The organism is Anaerobacillus sp. ABD4_527 (genome assembly GCF_056160805.1).
Window position 1 is genome coordinate 1 of record NZ_JBSWXZ010000008.1, and the last position, 23,182, is coordinate 23,182.

The window sequence follows — 23,182 nt, forward strand, 5'->3', positions numbered from 1 at the left end:
TGTTTTACTCTGTGGAGGATTAGCTCAGCTGGGAGAGCATCTGCCTTACAAGCAGAGGGTCGGCGGTTCGAGCCCGTCATCCTCCACCATTTTATATTGAAGATTACATTCTCAGGAGTACTCTAAACAGAGTGCACTGTTTTTTGTTTGTAAGTTCAGATATACTTCGCCGGTCTAGCTCAATTGGTAGAGCAACTGACTTGTAATCAGTAGGTTGGGGGTTCAAGTCCTCTGGCCGGCACCATCTATTTGTGGAGGGGTAGCGAAGTGGCTAAACGCGGCGGACTGTAAATCCGCTCCCTCAGGGTTCGGCGGTTCGAATCCGTCCCCCTCCACCATTTAGAGCCATTAGCTCAGTTGGTAGAGCATCTGACTTTTAATCAGAGGGTCGAAGGTTCGAGTCCTTCATGGCTCACCATTTTTTGCGGAAGTAGTTCAGTGGTAGAACACCACCTTGCCAAGGTGGGGGTCGCGGGTTCGAATCCCGTCTTCCGCTCCAATTTCATATGCGGGTGTAGTTTAGTGGTAAAACCTCAGCCTTCCAAGCTGATGTCGTGGGTTCGATTCCCATCACCCGCTCCATAATGGGGCCTTAGCTCAGCTGGGAGAGCGCCTGCCTTGCACGCAGGAGGTCAGCGGTTCGATCCCGCTAGGCTCCACCATTTATCCTTATATATCGGTATAAGGTTTTTTTTATGTCTAAATTTCCTCAACTATTAAACCTCTTCTCGGATTTACTTCTCCTCTTGTACTTATAAATATCCGAAAATTCGTAGAAAAGCTGTTATGACATGAATACTTATTCAAAAAACTGTCCAGTTGAGTCATTAAAAACGGAATGGTTACAATATAGGTAGACATAACTCTAGGAGGACGAGATATGAATAATCAACTATCGATAATTGGAGTACCTATGGATTTAGGACAGATGAGACGCGGGGTCGATATGGGGCCAAGCGCAATAAGGTACGCTGGAATTGTAGAACGATTAGAGAAACTGAATTATGATATAGAAGATCTTGGAGATATTGAAATTGGTAGACCTGAACAACGCCCAGAGAATCAGGACCATCAGCTAAAGAATCTAAAAGAAGTTGCAGATGCTAGTGAAAAGCTTGCTTCAAGAGTTAACGAAGTGATTGAACGTAAGCGCTTCCCGCTCGTATTTGGAGGAGATCATAGTATCGCAATTGGTACACTCGCAGGAGTATCGCAGAGCTATAATAACCTTGGTGTGATTTGGTACGATGCTCATGGAGATTTAAATACTGCTAATACATCACCATCCGGTAATATCCATGGTATGCCGCTTGCGGTGAGTCTAGGTATTGGCGATGAGTCGTTAACAGGAATCGCAGGTTACAGCCCAAAGATTAAACCTGAGAACATCGTCATTATCGGAGCTCGTTCACTTGATGAAGGTGAGCGAGTGTTGATAGAGGAAAAAGGAATTAAAGTGTTTACGATGCATGAAATCGATCGATTGGGAATGACAAAAGTGATGGAAGAAGCAATTGCCCATGTGTCCAATGGCACAGATGGTGTTCATCTAAGTCTTGATCTTGATGGACTAGATCCTCACGATGCACCAGGTGTTGGTACACCAGTTCTTGGAGGAATCAGCTATCGTGAGAGCCACCTTGCGATGGAGATGCTTGCGGAATCCAATATCCTTACTTCTGCTGAATTCGTTGAAGTGAATCCTATTTTGGATGAGAAGAATAAGACAGCAACTGTAGCTGTTGCACTGATGGGATCTTTATTCGGAGAAAAATTAAAATAACATGATTAACGGCTCTCTAAGATGTTAGAGAGCCGCTGTTTTATTATTTTTACATTCATCGTATTTATTCAGTAGGTTATCAAGATAAGTGCTGATTTCTACTATCTCTGAGGAACTTAATGGCTGCTTTCTTGCTAAGAGATTCATTTTCTTACGAGAGTCTTCAATTTCCTTCAGTAAAATTTCTTTTTCCCGCCCCTTTGCAAAATCCATTTGCAGACCATCCCTTTCATTCATTTTCCTCTATATACCCGATATGGATAAATTGAAAACCTCTTTTTTAGAAATATATGTATTTTGGTTATTTATAAAGTTTTCTCGTGCTAAAATAGGGGAGGATAAAAAAAATTATAAAAAAAACGAAACTTTATTTTTCCTGGAACGTATTGAATAATAGCCGCAGGGAATAGCGGGGGTTGGATATATGGATGCCATTGTAAAAAGAATAATAGTACAAGTAAGGAAAGGGGACCACAATGCTTTTGGTGAGCTTGTGGAGCTCTATAAGGATCGTGTTTTTGCACTTACTTACCGAATGCTTGGTAACCGTCAAGAAGCTGAAGACGTGGCGCAGGAGGCATTTATTCGAGCTTATACAAACATTGATCGCTATCAAATCGATCGGAAATTCTCAACATGGTTATATCGCATTGCAACAAATTTGGCGATCGATCGAATGAGAAAGAAGAAGCCGGATTATTACCTTGATGCTGAAGTCTCCGGTACTGATGGCCTAACGATGTACTCACAAGTAGCTGCTACAGATCAATTGCCTGATGATGAAGTTGTTTCTCTTGAGGCACAAGAGGGTATTCATCAAGCGATATTAAGTCTTCCTTTGAAGTATCGTTCTGCCATAACACTTAAGTATATTCAAGAGCTTTCACTAAAAGAGATTAGTGAAATTCTCGAATTACCAGTCGGTACTGTGAAGACCCGCATTCACCGTGGGAGAGAAGCACTTAGAAAGAAGTTACGTGAGTGATGTGAAAGGGGGAGAAACTATGAAATGCCCTGAAGAAATTGTACGAATGATGCATGACGTACTTGATGATGAAGCAACGAAAGAAGAACAATTTACGGTACAAAACCATCTAAAAACCTGTGCTGACTGTAAGCACCATTATGATGAACTTAAAAAAACGGAATCATTTCTCCTCAGCACGCCTTCTCTTAAGGCACCCGATGGTTTTACATCAAAGGTAATGCAGCAACTTCCTCAAGAAAAGAAGACCGTCTGGATTAAGAGATGGATGAAATCTCATCCTCTGATGGCAGCTGCAGTTCTCTTTCTAGTATTAATGGCAGGATCAGTATATTCTTCATGGACGAGTGAAGATCAAATGACAGCATTATCTGGTAATCTGACGTTTGATAAGGAAACAAATACGGTTACCGTTCCTGAAGGCGAAGTAATAAAAGGAGATTTAACTGTTAAGAACCGCAATCTTGAAATTGAGGGAAAAGTCGAAGGTGATGTTCTCGTCATTAATGGAGAGCAATATATGGCTTCTGCGGGTCAAGTAACAGGGGAGATCGAAGAAGTCGATCATATTCTTGATTGGACATGGTATCACTTAAGACAAGTATTTATAGATATTGGCGATGTGTTTTCATCTGATAAATAATCACACTTTAAAACCGCTCTTAACCGAGCGGTTTTTTGTCGATTATAAATCAATTTGAACAAATGCGGTTGACTTTGAACATACTAAAAATATGATATAATTAAAAAGTTACCAACGTTTTCTAGATGTGTAACGGTTAGGAACCACAGGCTAAATTCACTATGTTTGGAGGAAGAGCCGTGCTGCCTGTTGCTAATGTGAATGTACTTGACTACATAACAGAAATTATAGATATTTTGCTAGTTACTTATGTGATTTATAAAATTATCATGTTGATTCGAGGGACTAAGGCTGTTCAGCTTTTAAAAGGAATCACCGTTATTATTGCGGCATGGTTTTTGAGTAGCTTCTTTGAACTTAATACGCTGCATTGGATTCTGGAGCGGGTGGTGCTTTACGGATTACTCGCGATCATCATCATTTTTCAGCCAGAACTAAGACGGGCATTAGAACAGCTTGGTAGAGGTCGATTGTTCACTCGTTCTGCAGTAGAGGAAGAAGAAACGAACAAGATGATCGAAGCGATTATCAAATCTACCTCATATATGGGGAAGAGACGCATCGGTGCATTAATCTCGATCGAAAGAGAAACGGGATTAAACGATTATGTAGAAACTGGTATTCAGATGAATGCGAAGTTAACTTCAGAACTCCTCATCAACATCTTTATACCGAATACTCCGCTTCATGATGGAGCTGTTATTTTGAAGAAGGACGAAATTTTGGCAGCTGCCTGCTATCTCCCATTGTCTGAGAGCCCGTTCATTTCGAAAGAGCTCGGAACGAGACATAGGGCAGCTTTAGGAATAAGTGAAGTGACGGACAGCTTGACTCTTGTTGTTTCTGAAGAAACTGGTAGTATTTCACTCGCTAAAAATGGAGAGCTTCATCGAAATGTATCAGAGGAGGTACTTCGCGACCTACTCACTGGAGAACTCAATACGGCTGTTACGAAGAACGATACTTCCAATCGTTGGAGTAGTTGGAGGGGGAAAAAATAATGGACAAGTTGCTGACAAGTAATTGGTTTGTCAAAATCATCTCGTTTCTTCTTGCCCTCATGCTCTATACTATTGTCGCTATGCCAGACGCCTCAACTTCTGGAGGGGATGGATTGCTCAATCCTGAGGGAGACTCCTATCCTATATCTGATATGAAGCTAGAAGTGCTTTATGATGAAGAAGAAGTCGTCGTTTCCGAATTGCCAGAAACGGTAGACGTAATCGTAGAGGGTAGAACTGATGGAGTGATGATCTCTAGGATGACCAATAAAGAGGTATTCGTCGATCTCCGCAATCTGACTCCTGGGCAGCACCTTGTGACGGTTAAACATCGAGATTTCCCAGAGAACGTCGATGTAACGATCGATCCAGCGAGAGTCTCTGTAACGATTGAAGAGAAAAAATCGAATACGTATCAAGCTGGAATCAATCTGTTGAAAGCAGAAGAACTGCCTGAAGGCTACCAGGCTGAAAACCCTGTTGTCACTCCTGAAACAGTAACCGTAACAGGTGGATCTTCAAAGCTTGAACAAGTAGCGTTTGTAAGAGGATACGTCGATGTGAGTAATGCAAAGGAAGCGATTAACGCTCGGGTTACGCTCAACGTATACGATGGAAATATGGATGAAATACAAGGGCTTACGATCGAGCCAGCTATCGTGGATGTGGAAGTGCCAATAAGTAACCCATCTAAGAAGGTTCCTGTTGAAGTAGACCAAGAAGGTGAGCTTCCTGAGGGATTAAGCATTTCCTCAATTACGGTCGAACCAAAAGAGGTAGCTGTGTTCGGACCGCTAGAATCACTTGAGAAATTAGAAGCATTAAATGGGGCATCGATTAATCTTTCGGAGATTACAGAGGATACGACGGTAGAGCTTGATGTGCCTGTACCTGATGGAATGACGAAAGTAGAACCACAAAAGGTTAAAGTTAAAATTGCTTTGAGTGAAGATGGATAAAAAGCATTTCAGGATATACCCATAAAAGGTAGGGGGCCAACGGATGGTCTTACTGCAACCGTTGATCATATTTTTTGCGGCTTTATGAGGTACATCTTGCATCCAACAAAAGCTGCTTTTATGATATAAAATCGTTAACACATAACTGAACTGCGCGATACAAAGGAGAGAAATTACGATGGGTAAATATTTTGGAACCGATGGTGTTAGAGGTGTCGCAAATACTGAATTAACACCAGAGCTTGCATTTAAATTAGGACGTTTTGGTGGGCATGTACTAACGAAAGGCGCTGAAAAGCCAAAGATTTTAATTGGTCGAGATACACGAATTTCAGGGTACATGCTAGAAGGTGCGCTTGTAGCTGGGCTACTATCGATCGGAGCGGAAGTCATGCGATTAGGTGTGATTTCCACACCAGGTGTCGCCCACTTAACAAAAGCTCTTAGTGCTCAAGCAGGTGTCATGATTTCGGCATCTCACAACCCGGTAGGTGACAACGGTATTAAGTTCTTCGGACCAGATGGGTTTAAACTTTTAGATGTACAAGAAGAAGAGATTGAGGCACTTATCGACAGTGATGAAGATACGGTTCCTCGCCCTACAGGTGAAGATCTTGGAATTGTTAGTGATTATTTTGAAGGCTGTCAGAAGTACCTACAATACTTAAAACAAACAATCGATGAAGATTTCTCTGGCCTTCATATCGCGCTCGACTGTGCTCATGGTGCAACATCTTCCCTAGCACCTCACCTGTTTGCTGATTTAGAAGCGGATATCTCTACAATTGGTACGAACCCTACAGGGACAAACATTAATGCTGGCGTAGGCTCTACACATCCTGAGGCACTAGCAGAATTCATGAAGGATAAGAACGCAGATTTAGGATTAGCGTTTGATGGAGATGGTGATCGCCTTATTGCGATCGATGAAAATGGAGAGATCGTTGATGGCGATCAGATCATGTTTATTTGCGCGAAGTTCATGAAAGAGCAAAAGAATCTTCGTCATGATACGGTTGTTTCAACTGTCATGAGTAATCTTGGTTTTCACAAAGGGATGGAAGAAGCGGGGATCACTTCTCTCAAAACAAAAGTTGGCGATCGCTACGTGATGGAAGAAATGCGTAAGGAAGGATATAACCTTGGCGGAGAACAGTCCGGTCATATTATCTTCCTCGATTACATCACAACAGGAGATGGCATGTTATCTGCACTTCAGTTAGCGAATATCATGAAAGTGACTCAGAAGCCATTGTCTGAGCTTGCAGCTGAAATGAAGAAGTACCCTCAATCGCTTGTGAATGTTAGAGTGACTGACAAAACAAAGGTTGATTCGAACGAACGTATTCAGGAGACGATCCAACAAGTTGAGAGCGATATGAACGGTGAAGGACGAATCCTTGTACGCCCATCTGGAACAGAGCCTCTCGTACGTGTAATGGCTGAAGCACCTACAAAAGAACTTTGTGATGAGTATGTACAACGTGTCGTATCGATGGTTGAGGAAGAACTAGGAGCGTAATCGACACAAAAATGGATTTAGTACGAATGGTATGCGTGTGTAGCACACAACGAGCTATACATGCATACCTTTTATTATTTAAAAGAAAACTACTAGTAAATCGGACGGAACTAATTTTCGTTTTTTGAAAAAAAGGATTGACCATTATTTTACATCTAATGTATTATTGTAGTTATGTTTAATCCTATTCAAGAAGGGAAAGTGAGGGAAGCGGGTTTATTAATAATAAGCGCCTGGACTGCTCTCGATCGGTAGAGAACAGTTGACGAGGAAGAGGTTCATCGAACATCGGCGGATACCTCTCGATTGCTCACCACAATCGTACGGTTTTGCGTTAAAACAGGAAGGTGACTTTCTGTACAAAACCAAAACCTTGGTGAAGAAACGTACTTGATAATCGGAAAAGAAGGGGCAGGTCTGCCCCGAGGTACACCTGTTCCTTCAACTGAAGGAGGACTTTTTATGTGTGGTATTGTTGGATATATTGGAAATAAAGATGCTAGAGAAATCTTATTGCGTGGGCTAGAAAAACTTGAGTATCGTGGTTATGATTCAGCTGGTATCGCTCTTCTTAATAACGAAGGCTTGCACCTTACGAAAGAAAAAGGACGTATTGCAGATCTTCGTAAACAAGTTGATGAGAGTGTAGAAGCGACTACTGGAATTGGACATACACGTTGGGCAACACACGGTGAGCCAAGTCAAATAAACGCACACCCGCATCAAAGTGCATCAGAACGTTTTACGCTCGTGCATAATGGTGTAATTGAGAACTATCAACAAATCAAACGCAACTTCTTATCCGAAACTGAATTCGTTAGTGCTACTGACACTGAAGTCGTGGTACAACTGATTGAGACATTTGTAGTAAAGCACAACATGCAAGTAGAAGAGGCATTTCATCAAGTGCTTCAAGAACTTCACGGTTCTTACGCACTAGCACTGATCGATAATGAAAATCCTGAAACGTTATTTGTTGCAAAGAACAAAAGCCCGCTTTTAGTAGGAGTAGGTGATGAATTTAACGTGATCGCAAGTGATTCGATGGCGATGCTTCAAGTAACGAATGAATTCATCGAATTGATGGATGAAGAGGTCGTTCTTGTAACGCGTGATTCAATTACGATCAAAGATATGGATGGAAAAACGGTTGAGCGTGAGCCATTCACTGCTGAAATCGATGCGAGCGATATTGAAAAGGGTACGTACCCGCACTATATGCTTAAAGAAATCGATGAGCAGCCGTTTGCAATCCGTAATATCATCACGAAATATAAAGATGAGAATGACAACATCAAGCTAGATGAAGATATTCGAAACGCTGTTAAAGATTCGGATCGTATCTACATCATTGCTTGTGGAACAAGTTACAATGCTGGTCTTGTTGGAAAGCAGCTTATCGAGAACATCGCTCAAGTTCCTGTTGAAACTCATATTGCGAGTGAGTTCCTCTACAATATGCCGCTCGTTTCAAAAAATCCACTATTCATCTTTATTTCACAAAGTGGTGAAACGGCAGATAGTCGTGGCGTTCTTGTAAACGTAAAGAAAAAAGGCTACAAGTCACTCACGATTACAAACGTTCCTGGATCAACGCTTTCACGTGAAGCAGATTACACGCTTCACACACATGCGGGTCCTGAGATCGCTGTAGCATCGACAAAAGCTTATACTGCTCAGATGGCGGTATTAACCATTCTTGCGGTTGATACGGCACAAGCTAAAGGCATTAAGCTTGATTTCGATCCTCTTCAGGAGCTAGGAATTGTAGCGAATGCAATTGAATCGATCGTCGATCAGAAAGAAAAGATTGAAGCGGTAGCTCGTGAATTCCTTTCTGTAACGCGTAATGCATTCTTCATCGGTCGTGGCGTAGACTACTACGTATGTCTAGAAGCTGCACTTAAACTAAAAGAAATCTCTTACATCCAGGCTGAAGGGTTCGCTGGAGGAGAGCTTAAGCATGGTACGATTGCACTTATTGAAAAAGGTACGCCTGTTATTGCGATCGCAACTCAGAAGCACGTGAACGGAAGCATCCGCTCAAACGTTGAAGAAGTAGTTGCTCGTGGCGCGTCCCCTTGTATCGTAACGACGAAGAGTCTTGAAGAGGAAAACGACTCAATCGTAATCGATGAAGTGCATGAGCACTTAACACCACTTGTTTCTGTAGTACCACTACAACTGCTTGCTTATTATGCAGCACTTCACCGTGAATGTGATGTTGATAAGCCAAGAAACCTTGCTAAATCTGTAACTGTAGAATAAATAGAAGCGTCCGTTACCAGTAACAACAAGTTATTTGGTAAAGGTCAGCTGAATTAAAACGTTCCTAAGAGTAATTACTTTTAGGAACGTTTTTAATATTCATTGAACGTTTGTATGGAGAAGAGTTCTTTAACAGATTCAGTAATCAATGATTTAAGGGATTTCTTCCTATCTACTTGCTAATCTTGCAGTCTATAAGAAAAAGGCGTGATCCTTGTTTAGGGATTACGCCTTTTAATATGAATTTGAATAGGTTATTGAAGTGCTTTATCTAGCGTTTTTAGGTTGTTACGCATCAGGCTAAAGTAATCTTCTTCATTTGCAATATCCTCATCCGTCAAGACTGAGAGATTATGAAGACGTAGAGCCTTTGCGCCAATTTCTTTTTGCAGGCTCTTCGCAACCTTCGGCGTTACGTTTTGCTCAAATAGTACATATGATAAATTCTTTTCCTTTGCGGTATGAATAATTTCTTCTAATGCTTTTTGTGATGGTTCATTGGAAGGCGAAAGCCCAGCAATAGCAATCTGATGAATTCCGTATTGCTCTTCCCAATACCCATAAGCAGCATGTGAAACGATCATTTCAGGATGTTCTTTTGCATCAGTTAAACTTGCAAAATCTTTATCAAGTTGTTCTAAATCAGATTTTACTTTTTGAAAATTAGCTTCAAAATCCTCTTTGGCTTCAGGATTTAATTCAACTAATGCATTTTTAATATTTTCTGCAATCGTTATTGCTCTAACTGGATCCAGCCATACATGAGGATCCTTGTCTCCGTGGTGATGGTGTTCACCTTCTTCAGAAGTTCCGTGCTCATCGTGGTGTTCACCTTCTTCAGCATGCTCTCCTTCTTCAGAAGTTCCGTGCTCATCTTGGTGTTCACCTTCTTCAGCATGCTCCTCTTCCTCAGAGGTTCCATGCTCATCATGGTGTTCATCTTTGTGCTCAATTGCTTCGATTCCTGAAGCTGCTTCAAACATCTCTACATTATTTCCTTCAATTGAATCAGCTATGGCTTCTGCATAGCTTTCCATCCCAAGACCGTTGTAAATAAAGCCATCGGCTTCAGCAATGCTCACCATGGTTTTTGTAGTAGGTTCATAGGTGTGTGCGTCCGAACCAGGTGGAAGGATTGATTCCACGTCAACATGGTCACCACCAATTTTTCTTGTGAAATCCTCAATTGGAAACAGTGTGGTATAAACGATCAACTTTTCATTAGATTTGCTGTTTTCTGTAGCTGTAGAATTAGTCTCATTGCTGCCACATGCTGCTAGAAGCATTGCAACAATTAGCATTATCGTTGCCATACTGCGGCGCTTGTACGTCATAATATCTCCCCCTAGATATTCATATAAACAATATTATCGTAATGATTACGATTTGTAAAACGAAATTATTACGGTTTAAAATAATAATAGTCTCACATAAGACAGGATCTAGTAAATGATTTAAAAAAGACGGAATAGGTGGAGTAAACGATCATTCTGGCTGAAGATGAAATTAACAAGGAGGCATTGAACTAGAATCTTTAAAACTAACGCTTCTCATTTTAGGTAACACTAGCAGCATTCTTTTGTTGTATTTTGTTACTAATTCATATACACTATAAATCGTAATCGATACGATTTGTGGAGTGGTGGATATGTATAATTGGATTATTATAGGTGGAGGCATACATGGTTGTACGATTGCAGCAACACTTTTGAAAAGCGGGAAAGTCAAAAAGGAAGAGCTTCTTATGATTGATCCTCATTCAGTTCCGCTTGCAAGATGGAAAGAGAGAACAGGGCGTATTCAAATGCCTTTTCTTAGGTCTCCATCTGTACATCATATTGATGTTACTCCATTTAGTCTGGAGAAATATGCAAAGAAAGAATCGTATACGAATCCTTTTTATGGCTATTATGATCGCCCGGCACTTAACCTTTTTAATGAACATGCAGATTCAGTCTTACGTGAAGTCGGCCTTCAAGAGGTTTGGTGTAGCAGTAAGGTTGTAAATGTTGAGAAAGAAGGCCCATATTGGGAGATTGAAACAGAAGATGGACGCATTTATTTTGCAAAGAACTGCGTGATTGCAATAGGAAACAATGATCTTGCCTATCCGGACTGGGGAGAGAAATTGAAAAATGCCTGGCACCTTTTTGACACTCGTCTTGATATGGAGAAAATTACTCCTCCGATTGCCATCGTTGGGGGTGGCATAACAGCAGCACACGCAGCCATTTCAATGGCCCACCGGTTTTCAGGCAAAGTAAGTCTTATTACACGACATCCGTTCAGAGTGCATGATTTCGACAGTGATCCTGGCTGGATTGGTCCAAAATATCTAAACGGTTATGCGAAGGTAGCGTGCTATAGAAGAAGACGGAGAATGATCAAGGAAGCGCGGCATCGGGGATCCATCCCTTCCGAACTCCATCAGAAATTGAACTGTTTGGAGAAACAGGGGTCTCTTTCAATAATTCAAAGCAGTGTGACATCTGTTTGTAGGAAGTCCAATGCGTTTTTTATAACTGAAGGGAGCATGATGCCTGCAACAACGCTTTTTGCGACAGGATTTCAAGCAAAGATGCCTCAGCAGAAGTGGTTGCAAAACCTCATCAAAAAGGAAGTGCTTCCATGTGCAGCGTGTGGTTATCCAATCGTAGAAAAGACGCTGGAATGGAGCTCACGTTTGTTTGTTTCCGGACCTCTTGCTGAGCTTGAAATCGGTCCTGGCTCACGAAATATCATCGGGGCGAGGAAAGCAGCTGAACGCATTGTAAAAAGTATATGAATTAAATCGTAATTATTTTGATTTGAAGGAGTGAATATGGATGGGGAAAATCCCTGTTACTGTTCTGAGCGGATATTTAGGTGCAGGAAAAACAACGCTCCTAAACCACATTCTCGCAAACAGAGAGCAGAGAAGAATAGCAGTCATTGTAAACGATATGAGTGAAATCAACATAGATGCAGAATTAATCAAAAATGGCTTTTCTAGAACAGATGAAAAATTAGTCCAGCTACAAAATGGATGTATCTGTTGCACCCTAAGAGAAGACCTGATTCTTGAAGTGAAAAAGCTGATGGAAGCAGGGGAGATTGATTATCTTGTGATTGAGTCTACTGGTATTTCAGAGCCCATTCCAGTGGCACAGACATTTACATATATGGATGAGGAACTTGGTATCGACCTCAGTGAGACGTGCAGACTGGATACGATGGTGACGGTTGTTGATGGAAACCGGTTCTGGCATGATTTTCATTCCGGTGACTCGTTGCTAGACCGCAAAGAAGGTGCCGATCAGAGTGATGAACGTGATGTTGTTGATCTGCTTGTTGATCAAATTGAATTTGCGAATATACTCCTTCTTAATAAAACGGACTTAATGGAACAAGAAGAAATAGAAAAATTAACTTTGATTCTTAAAACACTGAATCCTGATGCTCTGATTAAGACCAGTACCTATGGAAAAGTGCATCCTCATCAAATAATCAACACTAACCTGTTCGATTTTGAACAGGCAAGTCAAAGTGCAGGCTGGATCAAGGAGTTGAATGAAGAACATACTCCTGAAACAGAAGAATACGGGATTTCATCATTTGTATACCGCAGAAAGCGGCCTTTTCATCCTGAAAGGTGGATGGCATGGCTCGAGCAATGGCCGAAAGATGTTGTTCGTGCAAAAGGCTTTTTCTGGCTCGCTACCCGGAATGATATTACCAGCTTGCTTTCCCAGGCAGGGCCATCACTTAGCATTGAATCTGCTGGTAAATGGGTGGCAGCCTCTCCAGCTAAAGAGCAAAAGGAAGCCATGAGAGATGACACGGAAATTCTTGAACGTTGGGATGACCTTTACGGGGATCGTCTTACCGAACTTGTGATGATTGGTCTTCACTTGGACCAGGAGCAAATAGAACAGTCACTTGACCAATGTCTTTTAACAGATGAAGAAATGAAGCAGGATTGGTCTTTACTTTTAGATCCATTACCAGAATATCAATAAGGAAGGAAGATGAATATGGCGAAGAAGTCAAAAGTCGCTAAAGAAAAGAAACGTCAGGAGCTTGTTCAGAAGTACTCTGAGCTCAGAAAGGAATTAAAAGCAAAGGGTGATTATGAGGCTTTGCGCAAGCTCCCGCGTGATTCCTCACCAACGCGTTTGACAAACCGCTGTGAAGTGACAGGAAGACCGAAAGCTTATCTTAGAAAATTCAAAATGTCCCGCATCGCATTTAGGGAGTATGCGCACAAAGGGCAGATTCCTGGAGTGACAAAATCCAGCTGGTAAAAGGCGGGTGAAGAAATGTGAGAGTAAACGAGCATCTGCTTAGGATTATTGTTAGGGATGCTATAGCTAAACTCCCGAGGCAAGAAAGAGAGCTGTATGAGTGGATAGATCATTTGGAAACATCCCTTATCTCCAGAAGTGATTCACCTGGTGCATATTTAAATCTGCTTCAAAAGCATAGTCCTTACCATGAAGCCGGGGCATTCTTCCATATGGACCCTTCAAAAGTAAGGAAAATCATGCAGCGGGTGGAAGCCTATCTCTCTGATCAGGTAGAGGAAAAAATCATCACTAGAAGATGGTTGGAAGCTCCTTCCTATCGATCTAATCGAAGGAAGTTTACGCTACACATATAATGTGTACTAGCGTATACCTGATAATAAGCACTTTTGCCGAGTGCCCAGTTGATGCTTGTGCTTAATAAAGTGGGTAAATAACCAATTTGCTATCGAACGTTTTTGCGCGTGTCATTATGATACGCGCGTTTTTAATAACTAAAATAACCATATTGAATTCCAACAAATGTTCGTTTAACAACGTTACTAACGAAGTCTTTTTAAAGTTCCTCTTTCTCTTTAATACTTCTGGACATGCTTGAATAGGATGTTACGAAGGAGGGGACGGAGATGAGTATTTATTTTAGTTATATCTTGTTAGGTTTATCATTATCTGCGCCTGTAGGCCCGATTAATGCTGCACAGATGGACAAAGGAATCCGATATGGTTTCTTGAATGCGTGGTTCGTTGGAATAGGTGCGATGGTTGCGGATGCAATCTTCATGCTGTTGATTTACATAGGGATTGGGCATATTGTGGATTCTCAATTTATGAAAACGTTCCTTTGGCTGTTTGGATTCTTCGTGTTAAGTTACACGGGCGTTGAAAGCATCGTGAAGTCGAGAGTTCAAAAGAATAGCAGTGGCACAAAGAGTGAAACGAAGGGGAGGTCTTTTCGAACAGGGTTCTTCATGGCCTTTTCAAACCCATTGAACATCTTATTCTGGCTAGGTATTTACGGATCCATTCTTGCTCAGAACGCGAATAACTTAGGCACTTATCATTTCTTGATCTATAGCACGGGTATATTTATCGGAATCACAATATGGGATTTAACAATGGCTAGTATTGCATCAGGGGCAAGAAGGCTCTTAAATCCTTCAATGCTCCAGGTGATTTCAGTTCTCTCGGGCATCGTGCTTATTGCATTTGGACTTTATTTTGGGAAGCAAGCGATGACCATGCTCCTTAGTTAGACAGACACCTAACGAACATTCTCTCAATAGGATACCGTGTGTAGCTATTGGGAGGGATGTTGATGTTATATACAAAGAGTATGATGGACGAAAATAGTGAAGAGTTGGAAGGTTGGCATGCGAAAGCCTACCAATATTTTTCAGATATGATTTGCAATGAATCTGAACCCTATCCATGTGTTCCAGGAAAGATGGGATTTATGGATGATTCTTTGAGGTTTGGATTTGCGGATCCTCCGTGGGAAGAGCATGCTTCTCGGCAACTTGCTGTCATTTTAAAGGAATATGGTGAGATTTCACGGGAAACAGGGAAGTACGCTTCTTTAGTCGTGTTTTTTGAGGCTGATCATCAAGATGGCAAGAGTATTGAGGACTATCAGGATACGTTTTGGACGTTATTAAACGACGTCCATCAACTAGACGAAAAACCATGGCCAGAAGACATACCGACAGACCCACATAACCAGGCATGGGAGTTTTGTTTTGACGGTGAACCCTATTTTGTATTTTGTGCGACACCAGCTCATCGCCTGCGGAAGAGTCGAAGCTTTCCTTATTTTATGCTTGCTTTTCAACCGAGGTGGGTCTTCGAAGAAATCAATGCCTCAACATCTCTCGGGCAAAAGTTAAAGAAGGTCATCAGAAATAGACTCGTTAAATATGATGGCCTCAAACCTCATTCTGCTTTAAAGTGGTATGGACAGCAAGATAACTATGAATGGAAGCAGTATTTTCTCGATGAGGAAGACACGACTCTTTCTAAGTGTCCCTTCATGGCAATGAAGAATAAAATAAAGAACTTCCATCCTTAATGCTTTCTCTTTAATTTAACGACAGTTGCTAGCGCAATGAGTGCAATAAATCCAATGCTTACAAAGAAGCCAGGTCTACTAACCTTATCAAACAACGTGCCGGTGATTGCGAATGCAATAAGTATAAAAGCAAGCCATATACCGATCGTGCTTTTAAACGATTGATCCATAAGCTTTCGGAAAGACAACAAAATAAACATCCAGTTGTATAAAAGCATAAGCCCTGCAGCAGTCGTAAAATATTCAAAAATCTTTCCTGGAACTAACAGCGCGATGATGATCGAGATCGCAACTACGATACACGTGAGAACGAAAGCGGGAAGGGGAACTTTCTCCTTCTCACTTTGCGCAAAAAGCTTCGGTGCGTCTCCTTCTTCTGCAAGTGTAAGTAGCATCGTCGTTACAGCATAAAGAGAAGCTACCATCGTTGAAAATCCTGCGATGATGAGGATGCTATTAAAGATGTGCGGGACGAAAACAGGAAGCTTATATGAGATTAGTACCGTTAGAAAAGGACTCTCGTCTGGTGTGATTGCAGAAGATGAGGTCAGTTTTAATACAAAATAAAATGATAACAGGTAGAGCGAAGTAAGTACGAGTAACATGATGTTTCCGGATTTCTGTGCATCTTTAGGGTCTTTTAAGTGTTCAGCCATGAGTCCCATTATTTCAATTCCACCAAAGGCATAAAACGCATAAAGAAGAGCGGTCCATAACCCAATCCCACTTTGTGGGAATAAATCAGTCAGCGGAGAAGAGGAAGGAGTAGCTCGCTCAAGGGGATTAATCAACCCACTTATGACGGCGATCGAAATGATGAGAAACATGGCGATCGCTGCTACTTTCATAATCCCAAATACATTTTCCAGTTGTTCGACCTTGTGAACGCCCATGAGAATGATCGAAAGCCCGGCGATGGCAAAGATCGTCGCGAAAATCCATAGAGGAGTTTTCGGGAACCAGTACTGTGCAAAAATTGAGAGAGCCGTTAATTGACTACCCATGATGAGCATTTCAGATGACCAGTATACCCATCCGTTACTAAAACCTGCCCAATCTCCAAATGCATGTTTTGCATAAGTACGGAATGAACCTTTTACAGGATGGTGAGCGGTTAATTTCGCAAGGGCCTGAAACACAAACCATGTCCCTAGCCCTGCGATTGCATATGCGATTAAGATGGCGTTATCCGCTTTCTGAATCGCAATACTAGAACCAAGGAAATATCCTGTTCCGATGATGCATCCGACGCCGATCAAAGAAAGCTGCCACCATTGAAGATTTTCAGACTTTGTAGTTTTTTTCATGACCCATTCTCCCCTTCATAATTAGTCTTAGTGTGAGAAGGAAAGCAATGGAATATGTGTTATTTGCCGTTATGGAATGCTTTTATATGGTGAGGAGATAGTAATAAGGTAAATCTTTTAAAAGGAGATTGCTTTATTATGAATTTATCCCCAAATTGTTGGAATGAATATAGCGAGTTAAAAAGTGTCATCGTTTGTTCCCCAACTTCTCTCGATGTGCCAGATAAGAAAATAGCTTCTTATGTTCAGTGGGAAGCTCCTGTTAACCATGAAAAGGCATGTGAACATCACGAAAACATGGTAAGTGGGTTGAGAGATTCTGGAGTCAATGTAGTGAAGTATGATGCATTTTTATCACCAGAAGATCTAGCTTTTCATAAGCAGTTGATCAATCGAGTCTTTGTGCGAGACCTTGCCTGCGTCTTTGGCAATCATATTGTACCAGGTGAGGCTGGTACGACGATGAGGAAGCCGGAATACGTGACATCACATCTACTTTTTCAACACTGGTTCGATGAAGATACATTTTCCGTCAAAGGAAACAACGATTGTAAAGCATTAGAATTTGGAGATGTGATGATTGTAAATAAAGATGCTGTATTCATTAATTCTGGAGTGCGGACAAGTATCGATAGCATTGAAGCGATCAAGGAGCAGATCTTCGCAGCGGGCTTTTCAGAAATTGGCGTAATCGATCTGCCAAGAAGAGCAGATACACTTCACTTGGATATGAGTTGCAACGCAGTGGGACAAGATGTATATCTTGCTAAGAGTTACATGAGATTTTTCCCTGTGAAAGTCTTGTTACAAGGCCCGTCCAAGTACATGATGATGGAAGCGTTTTTAAATCGTCACGGATGTGACGTTGTCTGGACGGATGAAATCACCCATACGTTAGCTGATATTAACTTCTTAAATCTAAATCCAGAAACACTCTTAATCAGTACAAAAGCTAACAAGAAGATCTTTAAAAGCCACCCCAAGTTAAAAAAGAAGAAATTAGTAGAAGTAAATGTAGGTGAACTCGAAAAAGGTGGGGGCGGTATTCGCTGTATGACGCTACCGATCGAAAGACGATAAGACAGAAGAAGGGTTATTCTTCTGTTTTTTTATTTTGCTCATATATTTTAGTGGACGTGGTATGAGCTTGCCCTATAAAAAGGAGGCAGATTGATGTTTTCCTTATTAACGAACCTTTTTCTTGTTGGCATCAGTGGTTTACTTGTTGGAGCAGCTGTAGGCAGAGGAGCGTATCGTCATTATTCACATAGAATGGAAGAGCTTTATTTACTGTGTGGTGGCATGCTGATCGGTGTCATTGTATTTGAATTGATTCCGGAAAGCATGCATTCATTTGAGCCGATGGGCATTCTTTTAGGGGCATTGTTGTCTTTTTTATTGTTCGTTTTGATCGATGCAAGCTTTCATAATCGGTTTGTACATAATAAATATGTGCCTGTTATTGCATTTGTATTTGCTCTCCTTTCACATAGTATTCCAGTTGGAGTTGCGATTGGTATCAATGGAGATGGAGCGGAATTCGGAGGGGTGTTACTGTTAGCGCTCTTCATTCATCATATCCCTGAAGGTGTCGCATTAGTTTTGTTCATGACTATTTCAGGATTAAAGAGTAGGTATTCGATCTTAGCAGCTGCATTGATTTCCTTCGCGTTGGTTTTATCTGCAGCTGTTGGTACACATGTTGCGCCTTCTTATACCATTAACGGATTTCTTACAGGTGTTGCGATCGGGTCACTTTCTTATGTGGCTTGGTACGAGATCATCTTGAAGGTAAAAGGACGTGTCTTCCTCAGAACTTTATTTTTATATATCTCAATGGGCATACTTATAATCGTTACATATATGAAAATCGTTCATAAACTTTTTTGACAAATCGCAAAAGAATCAGTAAAATTATAAACATCATATATGAACACATGCTCATATATAGAATATAATGACATAAGGTTCCTAATAGAGGAGTGGAAAGCGAGATGAAAGAGTATCGCTTAAAAGGCTTATCGTGCCCAAATTGTGCTTCAGATATGGAGCAGCAAATTCAAAAATTAGATTATGGAGAATCGGCTCAAATTCAGTACAACTCGGGAAAGATTCAACTTGATGAGAAGATCGATCTCAAAAAGGTGAAAAAGATTTTAGCAACCGATAATGCTTCGTTACTAACCGAAGAGGATGAGCATGGTCACAGCCATCCATCATCGATTAAAATCTATCTTGGAATTGCTACTGGTGTGTTTATTCTTGCACTTCTAGTGGATGGAATGACTAGTTTTACAGCAGTACCATTTTACATTACCGCAATTATACTAAGTGGTTATCAAACATTTATTAAAGGGTTAAAAAACCTTATTCGATTGAAATTTAATATAGAAACCTTGATGACGATTGCATTGGTCGGTGCGGTTGCGATTGGAGAATGGAGAGAAGGTACCCTTGTTGCCATTCTGTTTGGTTTAAACGAATACTTAGAAGGATTAGGCATGCAAAAAGCTAGAAAATCCATGGCTTCACTCCTTAAAATCGCACCAAAAGAGGCAGTTATCATTCATAACGGCGCAGAAGAAACAATTCCGATTTCTAATCTAAGTGTAGATGACTTGGTACTCGTGAGGTCAGGTGAGAAGATTCCCTCTGATGGTGTGATCGAAACTGGAAACAGCTCAGTCAATGAAGCAGCGATTACAGGAGAGGCCATGCCCGTTGAAAAAGTCGTGGGAGAAAGCGTATTTGGAGGAAGTATCAACAATGAAGGTGTTCTACGTATTAGAATTACAAAGGCGTACAAAGATTCCTCTCTTGCGAAGATTCTTCATCTTGTAGAAGAAGCACAGGAAACAAAGACGCCAACAGAACAATTTATTAATCGTTTTTCTAAATACTATACTCCGATGATCATGATCATTTCAGCGCTTGTCATGATTGTTCCACCCGTTTTCTTCAATGCAAGTTTTGGCGAGTGGTTCTATCAAGGATTAGCCGTATTAATTGTTGGGTGCCCGTGTGCATTGATCTTATCTTCTCCTATCGCAAACATATCTGGAATAACGAGAAATGCTCGAAATGGCATTCTTATAAAAGGGTCCGTTCATTTGGAGCAGCTTGGCATGATCGATACGTTAGCGTTTGATAAAACGGGGACGTTGACGAAGGGAACACCATATGTTGAAAGAGTTGAGACGTTTGATCACGCAAACTTCCTTACAGTTGCTGCAGCCATTGAAAAGCATTCTTCGCATCCTTTAGCAAAAGCAATCATGAATAAGGTGAGTGAGTTCCCTTATCAAGAAAAAGAAGCGGAAGAACTTGAATCAGTTGCAGGTCAAGGGATCGTGGCAAAGATCGATGGAAAACGTTATCGAATTGGAAATGAGAAGAGTGTGGATGGGGCAGCGATCGATGAGAGTGCTCAGTCTCTGATCACGTCTATGAAGGAAGACGGGTTAACCTTAGTGCTGGTTGCAGATGATACAACTATCTTAGGGATGTTCGGAATTTCAGATGAGGTTAGAGAAGAAAGCGAATCAGTGATGAGTGCGCTTCATGCAATAGGAATAAAAAATACAGTGATGCTGACTGGTGATCATCAAAAGACGGCAGAGAAGGTTACAAAACGAGTTGGCGTTCGCTCATACTATGCAGGTTTGATGCCTGAAGATAAAGTAGAGAAAGTAAAGGAGCTAACAAAGAACGGTAATGTTGCGATGGTTGGAGATGGTATTAACGATGCTCCTGCTCTAGCGACAGCTGATTTAGGCATTGCTATGGGGAAAGGGACAGATAGTGCGATTGAAACAGCAGACATCGTGCTGATGCAAGATCACCTCGGTAAGTTACCTGAAGCAATCGGAATTGCAAAGCGAGTCAATCGTACCATCCGGTTCAATATCGCTTTAGCTCTTGGCTTAAAGCTTGTTGCATTGCTCTTAACGATTCCTGGTCTCCTTACGCTTTGGATCGCTATCCTATCAGATATGGGTGCAACCATACTTGTCACATTGATTAGTTTAACCATTCTATGGAACAAGAAAGAAAAGAAATCTGATGGAAAGCCTTACCCAGAACTACAGCATTCATAAACGGAAACCCCTGGTCACGTGCTAGGGGTTTTTAAATTCGAAGAAATGAAAAATTTGTACCCTTTTCACATTAGGGGCTTGTGTCGTTGGTTATACAATTCTACTATTAGGATATGACACTTATGTCATGATCCATAAAGGATGGGAAGGGGAACACATCATGTACAATATTTTTTATCAGTCTCACGCAGGTTCATGGGCAATTCTTGTGCTTTTGCTATTCGTTAGCTTTTTTGCCTACAAGCAGAACATATCAATTATGATCCAAAGACTCTTTTATCTCATAATGATTATTTCTGGTGCAGGAATGATCGTTCTACAATTTACAATGGGGTCATTTCCAATTCTCTATATTTTCAAAGGAATCGTTGCGATCGCTCTAATCGGAGTGATGGAGATCATCGTAGGGAAACGAAAGCGGTCAGAATCCACCAAAACACAATGGATTTTATTCGTAGTATTGCTTCTTATCGTGCTCTTGATCGGATATGATGTAATAAGCTTCTAACCTAAAAACGACGTCCAATTAGGACGTCGTTAGGCTCTGCAAACGGAAAAGAGTGATTTGCGCTACAGGATGCTCGCTTTCCGCGGGGCGGGCGGTGAGCTTCCTCGTCGCACGCTCCTGCGGGATCTCACCTGTCCCGCATGTCCCGCAGGAGTCGAGCATCCTTCCGCTCCAATCCGCTTTATGATAAAGTCTTTTTTTTATAAAATATACCAATAAGAAATGACGAAAAGAACAATTTATTCAACAAGCTTGACGACGTCCAATAAGGACGTCGTTTTTTTATTCCCATGGTCGTTTTGTTGTTAATAGTCCAGCTAGTTCTTTACTTGCCTGACGGTGTTCTCGTCTTTTTTCTGCTCGAGCGGGAGCGGTGTTATGAAGATTTTTCTCTTCGTCCGTTTCAGGGATAATCTTAGGTACTTCTAAAGGACGCTTATTTTCATCAAGAGCAACAAATGTTAAAAACGCAGTAGCAGCAATTTTTCTTTCTCCTGACAAAAGGTGTTCCGCAATCACCTTAACAAAAACCTCCATCGAGGATTTTCCGGTATAAGAAACATAAGCCTCTAGACAGACGGAATCATCAGGTGTAATGGGATGTAGGAAATCAACAGAGTCTGTTGAGGCTGTTACCACTTCACTTCTGCAAAGTCTCATAGCTGCAATTGACGCAAGGTCATCGATATCACGCATCAACTGACCACCGAATAGTGTGTTGTGATTGTTTGTCGCTTCTGGGAACACGTGGCTCGTTTTTACCACAAGCGTTTCTCTGATGTATCTTTTTTCCATGTTGTCCTCTCCTTTTCGTGCAAAATAACTAGTCTAACTTTACTATGCCCTTCAATACTTTGAAGAAAACATATGATGAAAGATTAGGTTATATATTCATGAATTTCGAGTATGCTGGGAATTTTAATGGAAAGGAGGTTTGTTGAATGAAAATTTTATTCCTTACTGCAATCGCGCTAAATTTCCTGTGGTCTCCTACTTATGCAGAGAGTGAGGGGCGTTCTGAACTTGCGATCGTAATCGATGATTTTGGAAACAATATGGGTGGAACAGAGGAGATGCTTGAACTTCCTGTACCATTAACGGTAGCAATCATGCCTTTTCTTTCAACTACAAAAGAAGATGCCAAACTAGCCCACAAAAAGGGGCATGAAGTGATTGTACATATTCCTATGGAACCACTGAGAGGAAAGTCGAGCTGGCTTGGACCAGGCGCGATAACAACGGACCTCAGTAATAAAGAAATAAGAAAGAGAATTACGCGTGCGATCGACGATGTTCCACATGCGGTTGGGATGAATCATCATATGGGATCAAAAGCAACCGCAGATGAACGCGTAATGAGAATCGTGTTAGATGTTTGTAGGGAAAGAGGCTTGTATTATCTCGATAGTAAAACAACGGATAAAAGCGTTATTCCAAAGTTAGCGAACGAAATAGGAGTTCCTTATCTTGAAAATGAACTGTTCTTCGATGATATCTATACGATCAGTCACATGAGTAAGAAAGCAAGAGAGCTTGAGAAGCTTCTTAATGACGACGAAAACCATATCGCGATCGGACACGTAGGGATTGCTGGGAAGAAGATGGTGCAAGTGTTGAATGAATACATTCCTATCTACCAATCAGACGCAACGATCGTCCCTTTATCCGAATTAATTCCAAGCTTTGATATGATCGATAAGCAAGTTCCTTAATGTCCATATTTGTTTGGATATAAAACTGATCTAATTCCGTAACCGCATC

General features: G+C 41.2%; 22 protein-coding genes and 7 tRNA genes. 25 read left to right on the forward strand and 4 right to left on the reverse strand.

The features are described from left to right. Positions 1–13: 13 nt before the first annotated feature. From ACXAHI_RS19885 to rocF, 8 genes are all read left to right on the forward strand, one after another. Positions 14–89: transfer RNA gene (locus ACXAHI_RS19885), tRNA-Val, on the forward strand. A 79-nt stretch (positions 90–168) separates the two neighbouring features. Then, positions 169–244: transfer RNA gene (locus tag ACXAHI_RS19890), tRNA-Thr, on the forward strand. 9 nt (positions 245–253) lie between these two features. Continuing rightward, positions 254–338: transfer RNA gene (locus ACXAHI_RS19895), tRNA-Tyr, on the forward strand. A 4-nt stretch (positions 339–342) separates the two neighbouring features. Then, positions 343–418: transfer RNA gene (locus ACXAHI_RS19900), tRNA-Lys, on the forward strand. Positions 419–424: 6 nt separating this feature from the next. Continuing rightward, a tRNA-Gly gene (locus ACXAHI_RS19905) sits at positions 425–499 on the forward strand. A 9-nt stretch (positions 500–508) separates the two neighbouring features. Beyond that, positions 509–582: transfer RNA gene (locus tag ACXAHI_RS19910), tRNA-Gly, on the forward strand. Positions 583–586: 4 nt separating this feature from the next. Next, positions 587–662, forward strand: a tRNA-Ala gene (locus ACXAHI_RS19915). A gap of 218 nt (positions 663–880) precedes the next feature. Next, positions 881–1,783: an arginase gene (gene rocF / locus ACXAHI_RS19920; RefSeq protein ID WP_474850762.1), complete on the forward strand. Its 903-nt coding sequence runs from the start codon at positions 881–883 to the stop codon at positions 1,781–1,783. Between the two features lie 24 nt (positions 1,784–1,807). Here the strand turns inward: rocF and ACXAHI_RS19925 are convergent, their stop codons facing one another. Beyond that, a complete protein-coding gene (locus ACXAHI_RS19925; protein WP_270182876.1) occupies positions 1,808–1,996 on the reverse strand; it encodes an aspartyl-phosphate phosphatase Spo0E family protein in 189 nt (62 codons plus the stop codon). A 211-nt stretch (positions 1,997–2,207) separates the two neighbouring features. Here ACXAHI_RS19925 and sigW point away from each other — a divergent pair, with 211 nt between their 5' ends. The 6 genes from sigW to glmS all read left to right on the forward strand — a co-directional run bounded on the left by sigW (position 2,208) and on the right by glmS (position 9,161). Continuing rightward, entirely contained in the window at positions 2,208–2,768 is a 561-nt protein-coding gene (gene sigW, locus ACXAHI_RS19930; protein ID WP_270182875.1) for an RNA polymerase sigma factor SigW, read from the forward strand. A 19-nt stretch (positions 2,769–2,787) separates the two neighbouring features. Then, positions 2,788–3,411 (forward strand): zf-HC2 domain-containing protein, encoded by a 624-nt coding sequence (locus tag ACXAHI_RS19935; protein WP_474850764.1) that lies wholly within the window; start codon positions 2,788–2,790, stop codon positions 3,409–3,411. Positions 3,412–3,593: 182 nt separating this feature from the next. Next, positions 3,594–4,412, forward strand: a complete 819-nt coding sequence (gene cdaA, locus ACXAHI_RS19940; RefSeq protein ID WP_270182880.1) for a diadenylate cyclase CdaA — start codon at positions 3,594–3,596, stop codon at positions 4,410–4,412. Next, positions 4,412–5,371, forward strand: a complete 960-nt coding sequence (locus ACXAHI_RS19945) for a CdaR family protein (RefSeq protein WP_474850766.1) — start codon at positions 4,412–4,414, stop codon at positions 5,369–5,371. Before cdaA ends, ACXAHI_RS19945 begins: the two co-directional genes overlap by 1 nt. A gap of 178 nt (positions 5,372–5,549) precedes the next feature. Next, positions 5,550–6,893 (forward strand): phosphoglucosamine mutase, encoded by a 1,344-nt coding sequence (glmM, locus tag ACXAHI_RS19950; RefSeq protein WP_270182872.1) that lies wholly within the window; start codon positions 5,550–5,552, stop codon positions 6,891–6,893. Between the two features lie 462 nt (positions 6,894–7,355). Continuing rightward, positions 7,356–9,161 carry a glutamine--fructose-6-phosphate transaminase (isomerizing) gene (glmS, locus tag ACXAHI_RS19955; RefSeq protein WP_474850768.1) on the forward strand — a complete coding sequence of 602 codons (1,806 nt, stop codon included), beginning with the start codon at positions 7,356–7,358 and terminating at the stop codon, positions 9,159–9,161. 254 nt (positions 9,162–9,415) lie between these two features. On the opposite strand, the gene ACXAHI_RS19960 is transcribed toward glmS, so the two are convergent. Further along, positions 9,416–10,495 carry a metal ABC transporter solute-binding protein, Zn/Mn family gene (locus ACXAHI_RS19960; RefSeq protein WP_474850770.1) on the reverse strand — a complete coding sequence of 360 codons (1,080 nt, stop codon included), beginning with the start codon at positions 10,493–10,495 and terminating at the stop codon, positions 9,416–9,418. Positions 10,496–10,809: 314 nt separating this feature from the next. On the opposite strand from ACXAHI_RS19960, the gene ACXAHI_RS19965 reads away from it, so the two are divergent. The 6 genes from ACXAHI_RS19965 (at position 10,810) to ACXAHI_RS19990 (ending at position 15,509) form a co-directional block, all read left to right on the forward strand. After that, a complete protein-coding gene (locus tag ACXAHI_RS19965; protein WP_474850772.1) occupies positions 10,810–11,946 on the forward strand; it encodes an NAD(P)-binding domain-containing protein in 1,137 nt (378 codons plus the stop codon). Between the two features lie 40 nt (positions 11,947–11,986). After that, on the forward strand, positions 11,987–13,159 hold the full coding sequence (locus ACXAHI_RS19970) for a GTP-binding protein (RefSeq protein ID WP_474850774.1): 1,173 nt from the start codon (positions 11,987–11,989) through the stop codon (positions 13,157–13,159). A 15-nt stretch (positions 13,160–13,174) separates the two neighbouring features. Then, positions 13,175–13,444, forward strand: coding sequence for a 30S ribosomal protein S14 (gene rpsN, locus ACXAHI_RS19975; RefSeq protein ID WP_474850776.1), 270 nt, complete (start codon positions 13,175–13,177; stop codon positions 13,442–13,444). Between the two features lie 113 nt (positions 13,445–13,557). After that, positions 13,558–13,800: a hypothetical protein gene (locus tag ACXAHI_RS19980; protein WP_474850778.1), complete on the forward strand. Its 243-nt coding sequence runs from the start codon at positions 13,558–13,560 to the stop codon at positions 13,798–13,800. Between the two features lie 270 nt (positions 13,801–14,070). Next, entirely contained in the window at positions 14,071–14,697 is a 627-nt protein-coding gene (locus ACXAHI_RS19985; protein WP_474850780.1) for a LysE family translocator, read from the forward strand. Between the two features lie 56 nt (positions 14,698–14,753). Continuing rightward, positions 14,754–15,509 (forward strand): YqcI/YcgG family protein, encoded by a 756-nt coding sequence (locus ACXAHI_RS19990; protein ID WP_474850782.1) that lies wholly within the window; start codon positions 14,754–14,756, stop codon positions 15,507–15,509. Here the strand turns inward: ACXAHI_RS19990 and ACXAHI_RS19995 are convergent. Next, positions 15,506–16,816 (reverse strand): amino acid permease, encoded by a 1,311-nt coding sequence (locus ACXAHI_RS19995; protein ID WP_474850784.1) that lies wholly within the window; start codon positions 16,814–16,816, stop codon positions 15,506–15,508. The two genes, ACXAHI_RS19990 and ACXAHI_RS19995, sit on opposite strands and share 4 nt — an antisense overlap. 138 nt (positions 16,817–16,954) lie before the next feature. Here ACXAHI_RS19995 and ACXAHI_RS20000 point away from each other — a divergent pair, with 138 nt between their 5' ends. The 4 genes from ACXAHI_RS20000 to ACXAHI_RS20015 all read left to right on the forward strand — a co-directional run bounded on the left by ACXAHI_RS20000 (position 16,955) and on the right by ACXAHI_RS20015 (position 21,421). Then, positions 16,955–17,896 (forward strand): arginine deiminase family protein, encoded by a 942-nt coding sequence (locus tag ACXAHI_RS20000; RefSeq protein ID WP_474850786.1) that lies wholly within the window; start codon positions 16,955–16,957, stop codon positions 17,894–17,896. Positions 17,897–17,989: 93 nt separating this feature from the next. Further along, a complete protein-coding gene (locus tag ACXAHI_RS20005) occupies positions 17,990–18,706 on the forward strand; it encodes a ZIP family metal transporter (protein WP_474850788.1) in 717 nt (238 codons plus the stop codon). Between the two features lie 104 nt (positions 18,707–18,810). Next, positions 18,811–20,913 carry a heavy metal translocating P-type ATPase gene (locus ACXAHI_RS20010; RefSeq protein ID WP_474850790.1) on the forward strand — a complete coding sequence of 701 codons (2,103 nt, stop codon included), beginning with the start codon at positions 18,811–18,813 and terminating at the stop codon, positions 20,911–20,913. A 160-nt stretch (positions 20,914–21,073) separates the two neighbouring features. Further along, on the forward strand, positions 21,074–21,421 hold the full coding sequence (locus ACXAHI_RS20015; RefSeq protein WP_270182859.1) for a DUF1516 family protein: 348 nt from the start codon (positions 21,074–21,076) through the stop codon (positions 21,419–21,421). 282 nt (positions 21,422–21,703) lie between these two features. On the opposite strand, the gene ACXAHI_RS20020 is transcribed toward ACXAHI_RS20015, so the two are convergent. Then, entirely contained in the window at positions 21,704–22,216 is a 513-nt protein-coding gene (locus tag ACXAHI_RS20020; RefSeq protein WP_474850792.1) for an acyl-CoA thioesterase, read from the reverse strand. 146 nt (positions 22,217–22,362) lie between these two features. On the opposite strand from ACXAHI_RS20020, the gene ACXAHI_RS20025 reads away from it, so the two are divergent. Beyond that, positions 22,363–23,133, forward strand: a complete 771-nt coding sequence (locus ACXAHI_RS20025; RefSeq protein WP_474850794.1) for a divergent polysaccharide deacetylase family protein — start codon at positions 22,363–22,365, stop codon at positions 23,131–23,133. Positions 23,134–23,182: the final 49 nt, after the last annotated feature.

Excerpts from the sequence above, each read along its gene's own strand:
- rocF (WP_474850762.1), top strand. The coding sequence starts at position 881 with ATGAATAATCAACTATCGATAATTGGAGTACCTATGGATTTAGGACAG.
- ACXAHI_RS19925 (WP_270182876.1), bottom strand. The coding sequence starts at position 1,996 with ATGGATTTTGCAAAGGGGCGGGAAAAAGAAATTTTACTGAAGGAAATT.
- sigW (WP_270182875.1), top strand. The coding sequence starts at position 2,208 with ATGGATGCCATTGTAAAAAGAATAATAGTACAAGTAAGGAAAGGGGAC.
- ACXAHI_RS19935 (WP_474850764.1), top strand. The coding sequence starts at position 2,788 with ATGAAATGCCCTGAAGAAATTGTACGAATGATGCATGACGTACTTGAT.
- ACXAHI_RS19945 (WP_474850766.1), top strand. The coding sequence starts at position 4,412 with ATGGACAAGTTGCTGACAAGTAATTGGTTTGTCAAAATCATCTCGTTT.
- glmM (WP_270182872.1), top strand. The coding sequence starts at position 5,550 with ATGGGTAAATATTTTGGAACCGATGGTGTTAGAGGTGTCGCAAATACT.
- glmS (WP_474850768.1), top strand. The coding sequence starts at position 7,356 with ATGTGTGGTATTGTTGGATATATTGGAAATAAAGATGCTAGAGAAATC.
- ACXAHI_RS19960 (WP_474850770.1), bottom strand. The coding sequence starts at position 10,495 with ATGACGTACAAGCGCCGCAGTATGGCAACGATAATGCTAATTGTTGCA.
- ACXAHI_RS19965 (WP_474850772.1), top strand. The coding sequence starts at position 10,810 with ATGTATAATTGGATTATTATAGGTGGAGGCATACATGGTTGTACGATT.
- ACXAHI_RS19970 (WP_474850774.1), top strand. The coding sequence starts at position 11,987 with ATGGGGAAAATCCCTGTTACTGTTCTGAGCGGATATTTAGGTGCAGGA.
- rpsN (WP_474850776.1), top strand. The coding sequence starts at position 13,175 with ATGGCGAAGAAGTCAAAAGTCGCTAAAGAAAAGAAACGTCAGGAGCTT.
- ACXAHI_RS19985 (WP_474850780.1), top strand. The coding sequence starts at position 14,071 with ATGAGTATTTATTTTAGTTATATCTTGTTAGGTTTATCATTATCTGCG.
- ACXAHI_RS19990 (WP_474850782.1), top strand. The coding sequence starts at position 14,754 with ATGTTGATGTTATATACAAAGAGTATGATGGACGAAAATAGTGAAGAG.
- ACXAHI_RS19995 (WP_474850784.1), bottom strand. The coding sequence starts at position 16,816 with ATGAAAAAAACTACAAAGTCTGAAAATCTTCAATGGTGGCAGCTTTCT.
- ACXAHI_RS20000 (WP_474850786.1), top strand. The coding sequence starts at position 16,955 with ATGAATTTATCCCCAAATTGTTGGAATGAATATAGCGAGTTAAAAAGT.
- ACXAHI_RS20005 (WP_474850788.1), top strand. The coding sequence starts at position 17,990 with ATGTTTTCCTTATTAACGAACCTTTTTCTTGTTGGCATCAGTGGTTTA.
- ACXAHI_RS20010 (WP_474850790.1), top strand. The coding sequence starts at position 18,811 with ATGAAAGAGTATCGCTTAAAAGGCTTATCGTGCCCAAATTGTGCTTCA.
- ACXAHI_RS20015 (WP_270182859.1), top strand. The coding sequence starts at position 21,074 with ATGTACAATATTTTTTATCAGTCTCACGCAGGTTCATGGGCAATTCTT.
- ACXAHI_RS20020 (WP_474850792.1), bottom strand. The coding sequence starts at position 22,216 with ATGGAAAAAAGATACATCAGAGAAACGCTTGTGGTAAAAACGAGCCAC.
- ACXAHI_RS20025 (WP_474850794.1), top strand. The coding sequence starts at position 22,363 with ATGAAAATTTTATTCCTTACTGCAATCGCGCTAAATTTCCTGTGGTCT.